Source organism: Streptomyces sp. NPDC060198 (assembly GCF_042728415.1).
Taxonomy (GTDB): domain Bacteria; phylum Actinomycetota; class Actinomycetes; order Streptomycetales; family Streptomycetaceae; genus Streptomyces.
The window spans coordinates 1-14,901 of sequence record NZ_JBHWZJ010000174.1; the positions used below are offsets into that span (position 1 = coordinate 1).

The following is a 14,901-nucleotide window of genomic DNA, read 5'->3' on the forward strand; positions in this document are numbered from 1 at the left end:
CTCCACGCCGGTGAGGCCGCCACCGACGACGACCACGGGCGCTCCGGCGCCGAGAGCCGCCAGGCGGTCGCGGAGCCGGAGGGCGCCGGGGCGGCCGGTGATGTCATGGGCGTGCTCCTCGGTGCCGGGGACGCCGTGGGTGTTCCAGCCGCTGCCGAGGGCGTACACGAGGGTGTCGTACGTCAGTTCCTCGGCCCCGGCGGTGTCCTCGGTCTCGGCGGCGTTCGGGGCCGAGACGGTGACGGTCCTGCGGTCGGCGTCGACGGCGGTGACCCTGCCGAGCCGCAGCTCGACGCCCGTACCCGCGAACATCTCGGTGAAGGGGCGGGGCCTGAGCTCCTGGCCGACCGCCAGCTGGTGCATCCTGACCCGCTCGACGAAGTCGGACTCGGCGTTGACGAGGATGATGTCGACGTCCTCGGGGCGCAGCCGCTTGGCGAGGCGGCCGGCGGCGACGGCACCGGTGTATCCGGCTCCGAGGACGATGATGCGGTGCTTCTGGACGGTGTGGGCCTTCATTTCCCTGCTCCCTGTCTCGCGTCCTGTTCCGCGCGGTTCGCCTCTTGAACCGGACGGGCCGACGATTCCTGACAGGGGTGCGATGTGAAGCGGCTCACATGGGGCGGGGGGCGGTCAGAACGGGCGGACCAGGGGTTCGCCGTGGTCGCCGGCCGCCTCCCACCGCTCGGTCGCGCGGACCAGTTTGTCCGGGTTGACCTGGCTGCGGAACGCGGCGATGCCCTCGGCGGTGATCTCCATGCAGACGACCCCGATGACCCGGCCGTCGAGGACCACCACCAGGGCGGGCCTGTTGTTGGCGGTCGAGGCCCAGACCCCGGGGGAGCCGCCGGCGAGGTTGCGCTTGGCCTGACTGGGCTTGAAGAGACCACGCATGAACTTCGCGACGGCGAGGGCTCCCTCGAAAGCCGAGGCACGGGCAGGGACCTTGCCGCCACCGTCGCCGACGGCGATCGCGTCGCCGGTGAGGAGCGCCACGAGCGGTTCGGTACGGCCACTGGTCGCGGCGGCGAGGAACTCCCGGACGATTCGCCGGGCGGCGACCTCGTCGATCTCGGCACGGGACCTGCCCTCCGCGACGTGCTTCTTGGCGCGGTGGAAGATCTGCTGGCAGGCGGCCTCGGTGATGTCGAGGATCTCCGCGATCCTGCGGTGCGGGTAGTCGAAGGCCTCCCGCAGCACGTACACCACGCGCTCGTTGGGGGAGAGGCGTTCCATGAGGGCGAGTACCGCGTACGAGACGGACTCGCGCTGCTCGACGGTGTCGGCGGGGCCGAGCATCGGGTCTCCGGCGAGCAGCGGCTCGGGCAGCCACTGGCCGACGTACGTCTCGCGCCGGGCGCGGGCCGAGGTCAGCTGGTTCAGGCACAGGTTGGTGAGGACCTTCGTCAGCCAGGCCTCGGGGACCTGGATGCGACCGATGTCGGCGCCCTGCCAGCGCAGGAAGGTGTCCTGCACGGCGTCCTCGGCGTCGCCGGCGGAGCCGAGGAGGCGGTAGGCGATGGCCTCCAGGCGCGGTCGGGAAGCCTCGAAGCGGTCCACGTCGTCCATGGTCAGTGCCATGGCCCGGGATACTAGCCCGTCGACACCGCCGCCGACCCGGGAAGCCGGGTCCTAGCGCCCCCCAACCCCTTAGGGTTGATCCCTCGTCGTTCGTGGTGGCATCGGTCCCGGGGGGTTCTCGACGTGGGTTGGCGGTGCACCGGACTGCGGTGGCCCGGGGACGTCCCGGAGTTGGGCTGGGAGAACGGCCGGGCCCGGCGGGGGAGTGTGCTCGCGTACGGGAGCGAGCTCGGCTTCCGGGCGCTCGGGGAGCGGACCTGCGTGGGTGCGCGGGGGAACGCCTGCCCGCTGGGGACCTCCGTGCCGGGGCGGAGCACGGGGGCCAGGTGCGCCGAGTGTGCGCGGCTGGACCGGCAGCATTCGGTGGCGGCGGACACCGCCCTGGACGACCCGCGCACCTACCGCGTCTATCTCGCGTGGTTCGGGCCCGGGATGGTCAAGGTCGGGATCACCGCCGAGGAGCGGGGCGCCGCGCGGCTGCGGGAGCAGGGGGCCGTGGTCTTCAGCTGGCTGGGCCGGGGGCCGCTGATGGCGGCGCGCCGGACCGAGGAGGTGCTGCGTACCGCGCTGGGGGTGCCGGACCGGGTTCCGTACGCCCGCAAGCGCGCGGTGCGCGGGGTGCTGCCGGGCGCCCGGGAGCGCGGCGGCGAGGTGGCGGAGCTCTACGGGCGGGCGGCGGCGCTCGAAGGGCGGGGCTGGCCGGAGTCGCTGGAGCGGCTGCCGTACGAGGCCGTGGACCACGCGGAGATCTTCGGGCTCGCGGCACTGGGCGCGGGCGTCGGGGCGGTACGGGAGCTGGTCGGAGGGGGCGGGGTGGCCGGGCGGCTGGTGGCGGCGGCCGGGCCGGATCTGCATCTGGCGACCGGTGGCGGTGACGGCGCCGACGGTGCGGTGGTGGTGCTGGACACCCGGCTGATGACCGGCTGGGAGCTCGTCAGGGCCGCCGCAGCGCCGACCGGGAGCGGGGCGGACGGCGGCGGGAGCGGCGGCTGGGGGCCGGCGGTGACCGTCCCCGTCGAGGATCTGGGGCCCGGTGCGGTGCAGGACGGGCTGTTCTGACTTTTCTCCTTCAGCCGGGTCCGGTTCCCATCGGCCTTGGTCCTTTCATGACCAGAGCCTGACTTGTTTCTCAGGCTTTTCACAGAAACGGGCAAGCTCTCTCTCAGAGCGGTCTCACAGGGTGGGGGGATGACGACGACCTCGCCCCAGGGGCGTACCGAACCGCTCAGGGCCGACCGCACCACCAAGAACCCCGGCAACCCCGTCCGCGTGCTGGTCGTGGACGACGAGCCGCCGCTCGCCGAGCTGCTCTCGATGGCCCTGCGGTACGAGGGGTGGGACGTGCGCAGCGCCGGGGACGGCGCCGGTGCGCTGCGGACCGCGCGGGACTTCCGCCCCGACGCGGTGGTGCTCGACGTGATGCTGCCGGACATGGACGGGCTGGCGGTGCTCAGCAAGCTGCGCCGCGACCACGCCGACGTGCCGGTGCTCTTCCTGACCGCCCGGGACGCGGTGGAGGACCGGATCGCGGGGCTCACGGCGGGCGGCGACGACTACGTCACCAAGCCGTTCAGCCTGGAGGAGGTCGTGGCGCGGCTGCGTGGGCTGATCCGTCGTGCCGGCGCGTCCACCAACGCCCGCAGCGAGTCCACGCTCGTCGTCGGCGATCTGCTGCTCGACGAGGACAGTCACGAGGTCAGTCGGGGCGGGACGTCGATCCACCTCACCGCAACGGAGTTCGAGCTGCTGCGCTTCCTCATGCGCAACCCCCGCCGGGTGCTGAGCAAGGCGCAGATCCTGGACCGGGTGTGGAACTACGACTTCGGCGGCCAGGCCAACGTGGTCGAGCTGTACATCTCCTACCTGCGCAAGAAGATCGACGCCGGCCGCACGCCGATGATCCACACCCGCCGAGGCGCGGGCTATCTCATCAAGCCCGGCGAGTAGCGGAGATGCGCAGGCGGACCGGTCACCGGGCGGGCACCCGGGGCGGGGCGGCCGGCCGTGACGGAGCCGGGAGCAGGCACAAGGGCGGCCGGCCCTGGACGCTGCGGACCCGGCTCGTGGTCTCCGCCGTCTCGCTCATCGCCGTCGTCGCCGCCGTGATCGGCTCGGTGACCGCGATCGCCTTCCACAGCTACATGTACGGCAAGCTCGACGCCCAGCTGGACTCCATCGCGGTCCGGGCAGGACTGGGCCCGGGGGCCGGTGAACCGGGTCCGGGCGGCGGTGGCCCGGGCGGCAGCCCGCTGGCCTTCATCGGCAACGGCGGTCAGCCCATCGGTACGGTCGGCGCGGTCGTCGCCGAGGACGGCACGGTCCTCGACTCGAAGGTGCTCGCCGACCAGGGCGAGGACTCGGTGCCCAGCTCCACGCCGCTGACCGACGCCCAGTCCAAGGCGCTGGAGTCCTCCGGGGCCACCACGGACTCCGCCACCCACGACGCCGAACTGCCCGGACTCGGCTCCTACCGCGTCGAGTCCGCTTCCGCGAAGGGCGGTGTCACCTTCCTCGTCGGCATCCCGAGCGAGGAGGTCAGCGGGGACATCGCGGCTCTCATCCTGGTGGAGGTGTGCGTCACCGGGGCGGGGCTCATCGCCGCCTCGATCGCCGGCGCCACGATGGTCGGGGTCGCGCTGCGCCCGCTGCGCCGGATCGCCGCCACCGCGACCCGTGTCTCCGAACTCCCGCTGCACAGCGGGGAGGTGGCCCCGCTCGTGCGGGTCCCCGAGGCGGAGGCCGATCCCCGGACGGAGGTCGGTCAGGTGGGCGCGGCGCTCAACAGGATGCTGGGGCACGTCGGTTCGGCCCTGGCCGTCCGGCAGGAGAGCGAGACGCGGGTCCGGCAGTTCGTCGCGGACGCCAGTCACGAACTGCGCACCCCGCTCGCCTCGATCCGCGGGTACGCCGAACTCACCCGGCGCGGGCGCGAGTCCATCGGGGCCGACACCCGGCACGCGCTGGGGCGCATCGAGTCCGAGGCCGAGCGGATGACCGGGATGGTGGAAGACCTGCTGCTGCTGGCCCGGCTCGACGCGGGCCGGCCGCTCGACCACCGCCCCACCGACCTCTCGCCCCTCGTGGTGGACGCGGTCGGCGACGCACGCGCGGCGGACCGCGCCCGGTCGGCCGAGGGCGGTCACCTCTGGCGGCTGGAGCTCCCGGACGCGCCCGCGACGGTACGGGCCGACGCGACCCGTATCCATCAGGTGCTGGTCAACCTGCTGGGCAACGCGCGCAGCCACACCCCTCCCGGCACCACCGTCACCGCGTGCGTGCGCGCCGCGGAGCCCGGGGTTCCCTGGGTGACGCTGGAGGTGCGGGACGACGGGCCGGGGATTCCGGCCGGGCTGCTGCCGCACGTCTTCGAGCGGTTCGCGCGGGGGGACGCCTCGCGCTCGCGCCACGCGGGCTCCACCGGGCTGGGGCTCGCCATCGTGCAGGCGGTGACGGCCGCACACGGCGGGGAGGTGTCGGTGCGCTCGGTGCCGGGCGACACGGTGTTCTCCGTCCGGCTCCCGGCCTGTGCCGAGCCGGTTGCGGAGGGTGTCCGTACACCTGCTGTTCATAGCAACTCGCCTACGGTGAACGGCATGTGAGGGTACGTCACCGTGGAACCGGAACTCACAGTCTGACCACAGCCTCAGCACAACGGTGTGACAGCGCGGACCGCGAATGTCGTGACCATGCGAACCGACAACCCCTGGAGCGCCGGCACCAGTGCCCTGCCGGCCCGGCAGCATCTTCCGGCCGGGACGGTGGACGCGCACGGAGCGCCCGCACTCGTACTCGACGTGGTCGTGCCCGTGTACAACGAGGAGAAAGACCTCGAAACCTGTGTACGGCGGCTGCACGAGCACCTGACCCGGACCTTCCCCTACCGCTTCCGCGTCACGATCGCGGACAACGCGAGCACCGACACCACCCCGCAGGTGGCGTCCCGGCTCGAAGCGCTGCTGCCGGAGGTGGTCTCGTACCGGCTGGAGGAGAAGGGGCGCGGACGCGCCCTGCGCACGGTGTGGTCGCACTCCGGCGCACCGGTCCTCGCCTACATGGACGTGGACCTCTCGACCGACCTGAACGCGCTGCTGCCGCTGGTCGCGCCCCTGATCTCCGGCCACTCCGACCTGGCGATCGGGTCCCGGCTGGCGCGCAGCGCGCGGGTGGTGCGCGGATCGAAGCGCGAGTTCGTGTCGCGTTCCTACAACCTGATCCTGCGCTCCTCGCTGTCCGCCCGGTTCAGCGACGCCCAGTGCGGGTTCAAGGCGATCCGGCGCGAGGTGGCCGAGCGGCTGCTGCCGATGGTCGAGGACACCGGATGGTTCTTCGACACGGAGATGCTGGTGCTCGCCGAACGGGCCGGGCTGCGCATCCACGAGGTGCCGGTCGACTGGATCGACGACCCCGACTCCACGGTGCACATCGTGAAGACCGCCACCGAGGACCTGAAGGGAGTCTGGCGGGTGGGGCGGGCGCTGGCGGTCGGCGCGCTGCCGCTCGACCGGCTGGCCAGGCCGTTCGGCGACGACCCCCGGGACCGTACGGTGCCCGGCGTACCGCGTGGGCTGGCCCGGCAGCTGGTCGGGTTCTGCGTGGTCGGGGTCCTCTCGACCGCCGTCTACCTCGCCCTCTACTCCCTCTTCCGGCTCGGCGTCGGCCCGCAACTCGCCAACGCCGGGGCCTTGCTGGTCTCCGCCGTCGCCAACACGGCGGCGAACCGGCGTCTCACCTTCGGGGTACGCGGCCGGGGCGGCGCGGTCCGCCACCAGGCGCAGGGCCTCGTGGTCTTCGCCATCGGCCTCGCGCTCACCAGCGGTTCGCTCGCCGCGCTGTCCACCACGGCCCCGTCCACCTCGCACGGGACGGAGGTCGCCGTGCTGATCGCGGCCAACCTGGCGGCGACCGTGCTGCGCTTCCTGCTGCTGCGCGCCTGGGTCTTCCCGGAGCGGCGCGGGGAGCGGCCCGCCACGGACGGCCGCCACCACGCCCACGCTGCCGCCGCCGTCCGCCCCGCCGGAGAGCCCGCCTCCTTCGACGCCTTCGGCACCGCCCCGAAGTCCGCCCCGGCCGAAGCCTTTGGTACGGCTTCGATCACGGCCCCCGGCACCGCCCCCTACGCCGACGACGAACTGAGGAACGCCCGATGACCGCCTCCCTCCATCCCGACGCGTACCCCGCACCCCCGCCCCCGGCGCCGCCCGCTCCCCCGCAGGCCGCCCACCGGGCGGCCCCCCGGGCCGGGACCGGCCGGGCGGGCCGGCTCTGGCGCGGCAGGCCCGAGGACCCGTCCTGGGCGCGTCCGGCCTTCCTCGGCCTGATGCTGGTGGTCGCGCTCGCCTACGTCTGGAACCTCAGCGCCTCCGGGTACGCCAACTCCTTCTACTCGGCGGCCGTCCAGGCAGGCAGCGAGAGCTGGAAGGCGTTCTTCTTCGGCTCCTCGGACGCGGCCAACGCGATCACGGTCGACAAGCCCCCGGCCGCGCTCTGGCCGATGGCGGTCTCGGTGCGGATCTTCGGCCTCGGCTCCTGGGCGATCCTGCTGCCCGAGGTCCTGATGGGCGTCGCCACCGCCGGGGTGCTGTACGCGGCCGTACGCCGCCGCTTCAGCGCGGCGGCGGGTCTCCTCACGGTGGGCGCGTTCGCGCTGACCCCGGTCGCCGCGCTGATGTTCCGCTTCAACAACCCGGACGCGCTCCTCGCGCTGCTGATGACCGTCACCGCGTACTGCGTGCTCCGCGCGGTGGAGAACGGCCGCACCACGTGGCTGGTCTGGGCGGGCACCGCGGTCGGGATCGCCTTCCTGGCGAAGACCCTCCAGGCGTTCCTGATCCTGCCGCCGCTGGCCGTGCTGTACGCGGTCGTCGCGCCCGTGTCCGTGCGGAAGCGGTTCGGTCAACTCGCCCTCTCCGCGGTCGTGATGGTCGTCGCGGGTGGCTGGTGGGTGGCGATCGTAGAGCTGTGGCCCGCCTCCTCCCGCCCGTACATCGGCGGTTCGCAGAACAACTCCTTCCTGGAACTGACCTTCGGCTACAACGGACTCGGCCGCATCAGCGGCGACGAGACCGGCAGTGTCGGCGGCGGTGGCGGACAGGGCGGCGGCTGGGGCGAGACCGGCATCGGGCGCATGTTCAACTCCGAGATCGGCAGCCAGATCAGCTGGCTGCTGCCCGCCGGGCTGGTCCTGCTCGTGGCCGGTCTCTGGCTCACCCGCAAGGCGCCGCGCACCGACGCGCGCCGGGCCGCGTTCCTCGCGTGGGGCGGCTCGCTGCTGATGACCGCGGTGGTCTTCAGCTTCATGGCGGGCATCTTCCACCAGTACTACACGGTGGCCCTCGCCCCCTACCTCGCGGCGCTCGTCGGCATCGGCGCGGGCGCGCTGTGGGAGGAGCGGACCGCGTGGTGGGCGAGCGCGGTGCTCGGCGCCACCGTCGCCACCACCGCGGTCTGGGCGTTCGTCCTCCTCGGCCGGACCCCGGACTACCTGCCGTGGCTGCGCTGGGCGGTCCTGCTCTTCGGCCTGATCAGCGCCGTGTGGCTGGTGTTCGCGGGGCGGCTGGGCCGACCGCTCGGGCTCGTGGTGGCGGCGGTCGCGATCGTCGCGTCGCTGGCCGGCCCGGCCGCGTACACGATCAGCACCCTCGACACCGGACACGAGGGGTCGATCGTCACGGCCGGACCGTCCGGTGCCAGCTCGATGGGCGGGGGCGGCGGTCCCGGTGGTGGTGGCGGGATGCAGCCTCCGGGCGGCATGACCGGCCAGGGCAACGGCGGCCAGACCGCCGGCCGGACCGGTCAGGGCCCCGGCGGTGGCGGCGGTACGCCTCCGAACGGCACGCCCCCCACCGGAACGACGGGGCAGATGCCCGGCCAGGGCACCGGCGGACAGAACGGCGGCACCATGCCCGGCGGGATGCCCGGCGGCATGGGCGGGGGCGGCGGCGGGGGCGGCGGCATGGGCGGCCTGCTCAACGGCGCCACGGTCTCCGACGCGGCGAAGAAGCTCTTGGAGAAGAACGCCGACGACTACACCTGGGTCGCCGCGGCCATCGGCTCGCAGAACTCCGCCAGTTACCAGCTCGCCACCGAGGACCCGGTGATGGCCGTCGGCGGCTTCAACGGGAGCGACCCGTCCCCGACCCTGGCGCAGTTCAAGGCCTACGTCTCCGCCGGGAAGATCCACTACTTCATCGGGGGCGGCATGGGCATGGGCGGCGGCGACAGCGGCACGTCCTCGAAGATCTCGTCCTGGGTCGAGGCCAACTACGAGGAGGTGACCGTCGGGAGCGCCACCTTCTACGACCTGACGCAGCCCAAGAGCTGACGTCGGTCCACGGCAACGGCACCACCTCATGACCACCCGTCCCCACGGGCAGGCGGGCCCGGTAACTGTCCGGGCCCGCCTCGGCCCGCTCGGGGCGCGAGGAGTCCGCCCCTCAGCCGGCCGCCCCGGCCCGTGCCGCGTACGTCCAGAAGTCCCGCATCAGCTCCGGCGGCTTCGGCCCGCCCAGCTCGACCTGGGTCAGCAGCAGGGTGGTCACCCCGGTGGACGGGACGATGTGCCCGGCGGTGCCGGTACCGCCGATCCAGCCGTACCGGCCGGGTACGTTCCACGGGTCCAGGGTCTCCACGTCGACGGACCCGCCGAATCCCCAGCCCTGCCCCTCCGTGAAGAGGCCGCTCGCCTTCCGCTGGGCGGGAGTGAGGTGGTCGGTGAGCATCTGCCGTACCGAGCCGGCCGACAGCAGCCGCTTCCGGTCTCCGGCCAGCCCGCCCGTGAGGAGCATCCGGGCGAAGGCGAACCAGTCGTCCGCGGTGGAGACCAGGCCGCCCGCTCCCGAGGGGAAGGCGGGGAGAGTGCTCCACTGCCCGTCCGCCGGGTCCACCAGGTCGAACCCGCCGTCCTGGTGCGCCCGGTAGTAGCCGGTGAACCGGCCGAGGTCCGTCGTCGGGACGGCGAACCCGGTGTCCTTCATCCCCAGAGGTCCGAACAGCCGCTCCGCCAGGAACTTTGGCAGTGACTGCCCCGAGACCCGGGCGACGAGCACCCCGAGGATGTCCGAGCAGGTGTTGTAGAGCCATGCCTCGCCGGGCTGCCGCAGCAGCGGGATGCGGGAGAGGGTCCGCATCCAGGTGTCCGGTTCCGCGACGGCCTGCGGCTGGGGCGGCCCCTGTCCCAGCTCGGAGAAGAGCGGCGCGACCGCCGGCAACGCGAAGTCGGAGGGGAAGCCGTACCCGGCGCGGAAGGTGAGCAGGTCGAACACGGTGATCGGCCGCCTGGCCGGTACGACGTCGTCGACCGGGCCGTCCGGCGTCCTCACGACCTTGGGGGCGGACAGCTCCGGCAGCCAGTTCCCGACCGGCTGGCCGAGGGCGAGGCGCCCCTCGTCGACCAGCACCATCGTGGCGGCGGCGGTCACCGGCTTGGTGAGGGAGGCGATCCGGAAGATGGTGTCACGGGCCATCGACGCGGAGCCGCCGGTGTCCGCGAAGCCGGACGCGGCCACGTCCACCCGTTCGCCACGGGCCACGAGCGCCACGGCACCGGGGACGGTGCCCCGTTCGGCGTAGGGCTCCAGGAATGCGCGCAAATCCGTCGTCATGGGTCCCACCTTCTCGGTCCGCCCGCCGGAAGAGGGGCTCCCGCGCCGACCGCGTCGGCGCCCCACCCGGCACGTGCGCCTGTTCGTCCTTTCGGATGAGTGCGGGCCATTCGCTTGTACGCCGTAGAAGAACTCCCTTACGGTGTATGGCGATCGGTTCTTCGCCCCGTACGAGCGCCCCGCACCTCCCCCGCACCGCGCGAGGCGTTCCGTATCGCCTGCACCGCCAGTCCCGTACCGCCAGTCCCGTACCGCCAGTCCCGTACCGCCAGTCCCGTACCGCCAGTCCCGTACCGCCAGTCCCGTACCGCCAGTCCCCGGCACGGCGTGGCCGTGGCGCGTCGCCGCGCCGGAGGGCTGCCCCACAGGAGACCGCATGACGGCGAACACCTCCACCCCTTCGACCGGCCTCGGACCGCCCTGGCATCCCAGGCGCTGGCTGATCCTCGGCGTGATCTGCCTCGCCCAGCTCACCGTGCTGCTCGACAACACGGTCCTCAACGTCGCGATCCCCTCCCTCACCGAGGAGTTGGGAGCCTCCGGCGCGCAGGTGCAGTGGATGATCAACGCATACTCGCTCGTCCAGTCGGGCCTGCTGCTCACCGCGGGCAGTGCGTCGGACCGCTACGGCCGGAAGAGGATGCTGCTCGCCGGGCTCGCGGTGTTCGGAGCCGGTTCACTGGTGGCCGCCTTCGCCCAGAGTCCCGGCCAACTCGTCGCGGCCCGGGCGGGGATGGGGGTCGGCGGCGCCCTTCTGCTGACCAGCACGCTCGCCGTGGTGGTCCAAGTCTTCGACGAGACCGAGCGGGTCCGCGCGATCGGGCTCTGGGCCACGGTCAGTTCCCTCGGGTTCGCGGCGGGGCCGCTCCTCGGCGGCGTGCTGCTCGGCCACTTCTGGTGGGGCTCGATCTTCCTCGTCAACCTCCCCGTCGCCGTGCTCGGCCTGGTCGCGGTGGCCCGCCTCGTACCGGAGTCCAAGAACCCGGACGGCCAACGGCCCGACCTGATCGGTGCGTTGCTTTCCACACTCGGCCTGGGTGCCGTGGTGTACGCGATCATCTCCGGCCCGGAGCAGGGCTGGACCTCCCTCCGGGTGCTGCTCCCCGCAGGCGCCGGGGTCGCCGTGCTGGCCGGGTTCGCGCGGTGGGAGCGATGCATTCCGGCGCCGATGCTCGACATGCGGTTCTTCCGGAACAGGTCGTTCACCGGCGCGGTGACGGGGTCGGTGCTGGTCACGTTCGGGATGGGCGGCTCGCTCTTCCTGCTCACCCAGCATCTCCAGTTCGTGCTCGGATACGAGCCGTTGGAGGCCGGGCTGCGCATCGCCCCGCTCGCGCTCACCGTGGTCGCGCTCAACCTGACCGGGCTCGGCGCCCGGCTGGTCCCCCGGATGGGCACTCCCGCCACGATCGCGGCCGGCATGTCCCTGCTGGCCGCCGGTCTCGCCGCCGTGGCGCTGCTCGCCCCGCACGGGTACGCCGGCATGCTGCTCGGCCTGGTCCTGACGGGCACGGGGATCGCCCTCGCGGGCCCCGCCATGGCCGCCGCGATCATGGGGGCCATCCCGCCGGAGCGCGCGGGGGTGGGCGCGGGTGTCAACGGCACGCTCGCCGAGTTCGGCAACGGTCTCGGTGTCGCCGTCCTCGGCGCGGTCCTCACCTCCCGCTTCGGCGCGCTGCTCCCCCTCGCCGCGACCGGTGCCGCCTCCCTGCCCGCCGCGCTGGCGGCGGCCGGGGACGGACCGGAGCGCGCCGCCGTCGAGGACGCCTTCGCGTCCGGGCTGGAGCGAGGCCAACTGGTGGGCGCGGCGGCGGTGCTGGCCGGCGGGATGGTGGCGGCGCTGCTGCTGCGCAGGGCGGAACGGGCGGGTGGCGCGCCCGGGGCGGCGGACGGCTCGGACGTCCCGGGGGAGCCGACCGGTTCGGCGGCATAGCATCGGACCGGGCGTCCGGGCCGTCCGTGACGGAGCCCCGCCCGGTCCGTCCCCCGGGTACACGAGGAGAGTGCGCCATGGTGTCCGCGGCCGAGCGGGCGGAGGAGCCCGCACCGAGAACCGCGACGGTCCCGCCGGCCGTGCGGAGCAGTGTGTGGCTCGTCGGGCGCCCGGCCTCGCGTACCCGCAGGTCGGAAGGGTCGCCTGCGGGCCTCGACCGGGACCGGATCACTGCCGCGACGGTCCGGCTGCTCGACGCGGAGGGCCTCGCGAGGTTCTCCATGCGCCGCCTCGCCGCCGAACTCGACGTCACCGCCATGTCCCTCTACTGGTACGTCGACACCAAGGACGACCTGCTGGAGCTGGCCCTCGACTCCGTCTACGGCGAGATCGCGGCACCTCCCGAGGATGCCGTCTGGACCGAGCGCCTGCGCGAACTTGCCGGAGCGTACCGGGCGTTGCTGGTACGCCATGTGTGGGCGTCGTCGCTCGCCGGGAGCTTCCTCAACATCGGCCCGCACTCGGTGCTCTTCACCCGGGCCGTGCAGGACGTGATCCGGGCGACCGGCCTCCCGCTGCACCAGCGGACCGGAGCGCTCTCGGCGGTCTTCCAGTTCGTGTACGGCTTCGGCACCATCGAGGGCGATCTCCGCCGCCGCTCGGCCGCCGCCGGGGTCAGCCAGGACGAGTACTTCCAGCAGGCGATGACCGCGTACCGCTCCGAGCCGAGCCTCAAGCCCGTCATCGACGTCTCGCAGGACCTGATGGACGCGCGCGGCGGCGACACGGTCGAGGAGATGCGCGAGCGGGACTTCACCTTCGCGCTCGACCTGCTGATCGCCGGCATCGAGGCGATGCGGGACCGTTGAGGGGACGGCGGAGCGCGAGCCGCGAACACGCTGCCGACAACGAGGGGTTGACGTGACAACGGGGGGTTGTCATTCTGGGGTCGTGGCAGACACCAGGGAACCCTCCGCGCACGAGCAGACCTTCGACCGCATCCGGGAAGCGCGGGACCGTGCCGTCCACCACACGCGCCTCGCCCGGGAGTTCGCCGTCGAGCGCCGGGATCTGATGCAGGGCCTCATCGGCCAGGGCGTGTCCCAGGCGGACATCGCCCGCGAACTGGGCGTGAGCCGACAGGCCGTCCAGAAGATGCTGGCCTGCTGAACAGCTTCGCGGGGGCGGCCGGTCAGTAGCCGCGGACCACGTCCACGGCCAGTTCCGGCCGCAGACCCGCGCGCAACCGCGCCCAGCAGGCGGCGAAGTCGGCGACGACGTCCTCGTCCGCCGTGATGCCCGCCGAGTGCGAGGTGACGACCGTGCGCGGCAGCCGCCAGCACGGATCGCCGGGGGCTGCCGGTTCGGACGGCAGCACGTCCAGCACCGCTCGCCGTACCGAGCCGGCCCGCAGCGCCGCCTCCAGCGCGGCCAGGTCCACCGTCGCCCCGCGTCCCACGTTGACGAACGACGCGCCCCGCAGATGCCCGAAGCGCTCCGCGGCGAAGAAGTTCCCGGTCGCGGCGGTGAGCGGCAGCGCCGCGACGACCCAGCGGGCCTCGCCGAGCGCCTGACGCTCCGCGTCCCCGCCGGCCCTCACCACCCGGTCGAAGCCGGGCGGCGGGACGCCGGGCACGGTACGGGCCGCCCCGACCGTACGGAGCCCGCAGGCCCGCAGCAGGACCGCCACCGCCGAGCCGATCCGGCCGGTGCCGTGGATCAGAACCGTCTGCCCGGTGGCGAGTTCGGAGGGCTCGCGCCGCCACTCCTCGCGCGCGTGCCGTGCCGCGAACTCGGGTACCGACTGGCATTCGGCCAGCACCCAGGCGAGGACGTACTGCGCGATCCGCTCGCCCATCCTGCCGACCGTCCGGGTCAGCAGCACCCCGTCGGGCCAGGGGCCGGGGGCGAGCAGCGCGTCCGTACCGGCGTTGACGCTGTGGAACCAGAGCAGCCGGCCCGCCGGGCGAGAGGCCCCGACGTGGACGACCGGCTCACCCGAGGCGAGGACCGGCTCCCCGTCCGCCGGGCAGGCGGCCCAGGGGCGGCCGGTGATCTCCGCCAGGCCTCGGCGTACGGCCGGGGAGACGTCGGGGGCGGTGAGCAGCCGGGCGCGGTCGAGGAGCGCGGTGGTGGGCAGGGCGGCGGTCGTGGGAGGCACTCGGGCAGGTCCTCAGGCGTCGGTGCCGGTGACGAGCCGGGCGGGGAAACCGCCGGTGGCGATCGGGCCCCAGCGCTCCGGGGTGATCCGGATGATCGACTTGCCCTGCTTGAGCATGGCGGCCCGGTACCCGTCCCAGTCCGGGTGCTCGCCGGAGATGTTGCGGAAGTACTCCACCAGCGGCTCGACGGAGTCCGGGGCGTCGATGACCTCGGCGGTGCCGTCGATCTGCACCCAGGGGCCGTTCCAGTCGTCGGAGAGGACGACCACGCTGACCTTGTCGTCCCGCTTGGCGTTGCGGGTCTTGGCGCGCTCCGGGTAGGTGGAGACGACGATCCGGCCCGAGTCGTCGACCCCGCAGGTCAGCGGGGAGGCCTGGGGGCGGCCGTCGGACCGCGCGGTGATCAGCAGCGCGCGGTGGCGGGGCCTCACGAACGCCAGCAACTCGTCACGGTCGGCGGTGGTGTTGGTCGCGATGTGGGGAGCCATGTGCCCAGCTTAGGCGGTGTCCGCACCACCTGCCCGGGACGCACGACGGGCCTCGGACCGGTCCGGCGGACGCACGAGGGGCCGGCCACCGGTCCCGGTACGCACGACGGGCCGGCCGCCGCGGAAGGCGTACGCTC

Annotated in this window: 13 protein-coding genes; 8 read left to right on the plus strand and 5 right to left on the minus strand. The window is 73.4% G+C overall.

Annotation, left to right across the window (positions count from 1 at the left end; translation table 11 throughout):
- Together ACFWEP_RS20860 and sigJ are read right to left on the minus strand one after the other, a co-directional pair.
- Nucleotides 1-519, minus strand: a 519-nt coding sequence (locus tag ACFWEP_RS20860; RefSeq protein WP_387371783.1) for an FAD-dependent oxidoreductase, incomplete at its 3' end; no start/stop codon positions are given.
- Between the two features lie 114 nt (nt 520-633).
- The gene (gene sigJ, locus ACFWEP_RS20865) at nt 634-1,581 is read right to left on the minus strand and encodes an RNA polymerase sigma factor SigJ (protein ID WP_387371785.1); all 948 of its coding nucleotides are present in this window, start codon (nt 1,579-1,581) and stop codon (nt 634-636) included.
- Between the two features lie 123 nt (nt 1,582-1,704).
- Between sigJ and ACFWEP_RS20870 the strand changes: the two genes are divergently transcribed.
- The 5 genes from ACFWEP_RS20870 to ACFWEP_RS20890 all read left to right on the plus strand — a co-directional run bounded on the left by ACFWEP_RS20870 (nt 1,705) and on the right by ACFWEP_RS20890 (nt 8,902).
- Nucleotides 1,705-2,640 carry a DUF2797 domain-containing protein gene (locus ACFWEP_RS20870; RefSeq protein ID WP_387371786.1) on the plus strand — a complete coding sequence of 312 codons (936 nt, stop codon included), beginning with the start codon at nt 1,705-1,707 and terminating at the stop codon, nt 2,638-2,640.
- Nucleotides 2,641-2,769: 129 nt separating this feature from the next.
- Nucleotides 2,770-3,528: a response regulator transcription factor gene (locus ACFWEP_RS20875; protein ID WP_387371787.1), complete on the plus strand. Its 759-nt coding sequence runs from the start codon at nt 2,770-2,772 to the stop codon at nt 3,526-3,528.
- 5 nt (nt 3,529-3,533) lie between these two features.
- The gene (locus ACFWEP_RS20880; RefSeq protein WP_387371788.1) at nt 3,534-5,180 is read left to right on the plus strand and encodes an ATP-binding protein; all 1,647 of its coding nucleotides are present in this window, start codon (nt 3,534-3,536) and stop codon (nt 5,178-5,180) included.
- Nucleotides 5,181-5,267: 87 nt separating this feature from the next.
- Nucleotides 5,268-6,728, plus strand: coding sequence for a glycosyltransferase (locus ACFWEP_RS20885; protein WP_387371797.1), 1,461 nt, complete (start codon nt 5,268-5,270; stop codon nt 6,726-6,728).
- Nucleotides 6,725-8,902 carry a glycosyltransferase family 39 protein gene (locus tag ACFWEP_RS20890; RefSeq protein WP_387371789.1) on the plus strand — a complete coding sequence of 726 codons (2,178 nt, stop codon included), beginning with the start codon at nt 6,725-6,727 and terminating at the stop codon, nt 8,900-8,902. Before ACFWEP_RS20885 ends, ACFWEP_RS20890 begins: the two co-directional genes overlap by 4 nt.
- Before the next feature lie 112 nt (nt 8,903-9,014).
- On the opposite strand, the gene ACFWEP_RS20895 is transcribed toward ACFWEP_RS20890, so the two are convergent.
- Nucleotides 9,015-10,181, minus strand: coding sequence for a serine hydrolase domain-containing protein (locus tag ACFWEP_RS20895; RefSeq protein WP_387371791.1), 1,167 nt, complete (start codon nt 10,179-10,181; stop codon nt 9,015-9,017).
- Nucleotides 10,182-10,557: 376 nt separating this feature from the next.
- On the opposite strand from ACFWEP_RS20895, the gene ACFWEP_RS20900 reads away from it, so the two are divergent.
- The 3 genes from ACFWEP_RS20900 (at nt 10,558) to ACFWEP_RS20910 (ending at nt 13,284) form a co-directional block, all read left to right on the plus strand.
- Nucleotides 10,558-12,114 carry an MFS transporter gene (locus ACFWEP_RS20900; protein WP_387371792.1) on the plus strand — a complete coding sequence of 519 codons (1,557 nt, stop codon included), beginning with the start codon at nt 10,558-10,560 and terminating at the stop codon, nt 12,112-12,114.
- A 77-nt stretch (nt 12,115-12,191) separates the two neighbouring features.
- A complete protein-coding gene (locus tag ACFWEP_RS20905) occupies nt 12,192-12,983 on the plus strand; it encodes a TetR/AcrR family transcriptional regulator (RefSeq protein ID WP_387371793.1) in 792 nt (263 codons plus the stop codon).
- 82 nt (nt 12,984-13,065) lie between these two features.
- Complete coding sequence (locus ACFWEP_RS20910) at nt 13,066-13,284, plus strand: hypothetical protein (protein ID WP_387371795.1); 219 nt, start codon at nt 13,066-13,068, stop codon at nt 13,282-13,284.
- A gap of 22 nt (nt 13,285-13,306) precedes the next feature.
- On the opposite strand, the gene ACFWEP_RS20915 is transcribed toward ACFWEP_RS20910, so the two are convergent.
- Together ACFWEP_RS20915 and ACFWEP_RS20920 are read right to left on the minus strand one after the other, a co-directional pair.
- Nucleotides 13,307-14,254, minus strand: a complete 948-nt coding sequence (locus ACFWEP_RS20915; protein WP_387371798.1) for an NAD(P)-dependent oxidoreductase — start codon at nt 14,252-14,254, stop codon at nt 13,307-13,309.
- Nucleotides 14,255-14,287: 33 nt separating this feature from the next.
- Nucleotides 14,288-14,764, minus strand: coding sequence for a PPOX class F420-dependent oxidoreductase (locus ACFWEP_RS20920; protein ID WP_387371796.1), 477 nt, complete (start codon nt 14,762-14,764; stop codon nt 14,288-14,290).
- Between the last annotated feature and the right edge of the window lie 137 nt (nt 14,765-14,901).

Bases quoted from the DNA above. Each gene is read 5' to 3' on its own strand.
- sigJ (WP_387371785.1), bottom strand. From the start codon at position 1,581: ATGGCACTGACCATGGACGACGTGGACCGCTTCGAGGCTTCCCGACCG.
- ACFWEP_RS20875 (WP_387371787.1), top strand. From the start codon at position 2,770: ATGACGACGACCTCGCCCCAGGGGCGTACCGAACCGCTCAGGGCCGAC.
- ACFWEP_RS20880 (WP_387371788.1), top strand. From the start codon at position 3,534: ATGCGCAGGCGGACCGGTCACCGGGCGGGCACCCGGGGCGGGGCGGCC.
- ACFWEP_RS20885 (WP_387371797.1), top strand. From the start codon at position 5,268: ATGCGAACCGACAACCCCTGGAGCGCCGGCACCAGTGCCCTGCCGGCC.
- ACFWEP_RS20890 (WP_387371789.1), top strand. From the start codon at position 6,725: ATGACCGCCTCCCTCCATCCCGACGCGTACCCCGCACCCCCGCCCCCG.
- ACFWEP_RS20895 (WP_387371791.1), bottom strand. From the start codon at position 10,181: ATGACGACGGATTTGCGCGCATTCCTGGAGCCCTACGCCGAACGGGGC.
- ACFWEP_RS20900 (WP_387371792.1), top strand. From the start codon at position 10,558: ATGACGGCGAACACCTCCACCCCTTCGACCGGCCTCGGACCGCCCTGG.
- ACFWEP_RS20905 (WP_387371793.1), top strand. From the start codon at position 12,192: ATGGTGTCCGCGGCCGAGCGGGCGGAGGAGCCCGCACCGAGAACCGCG.
- ACFWEP_RS20920 (WP_387371796.1), bottom strand. From the start codon at position 14,764: ATGGCTCCCCACATCGCGACCAACACCACCGCCGACCGTGACGAGTTG.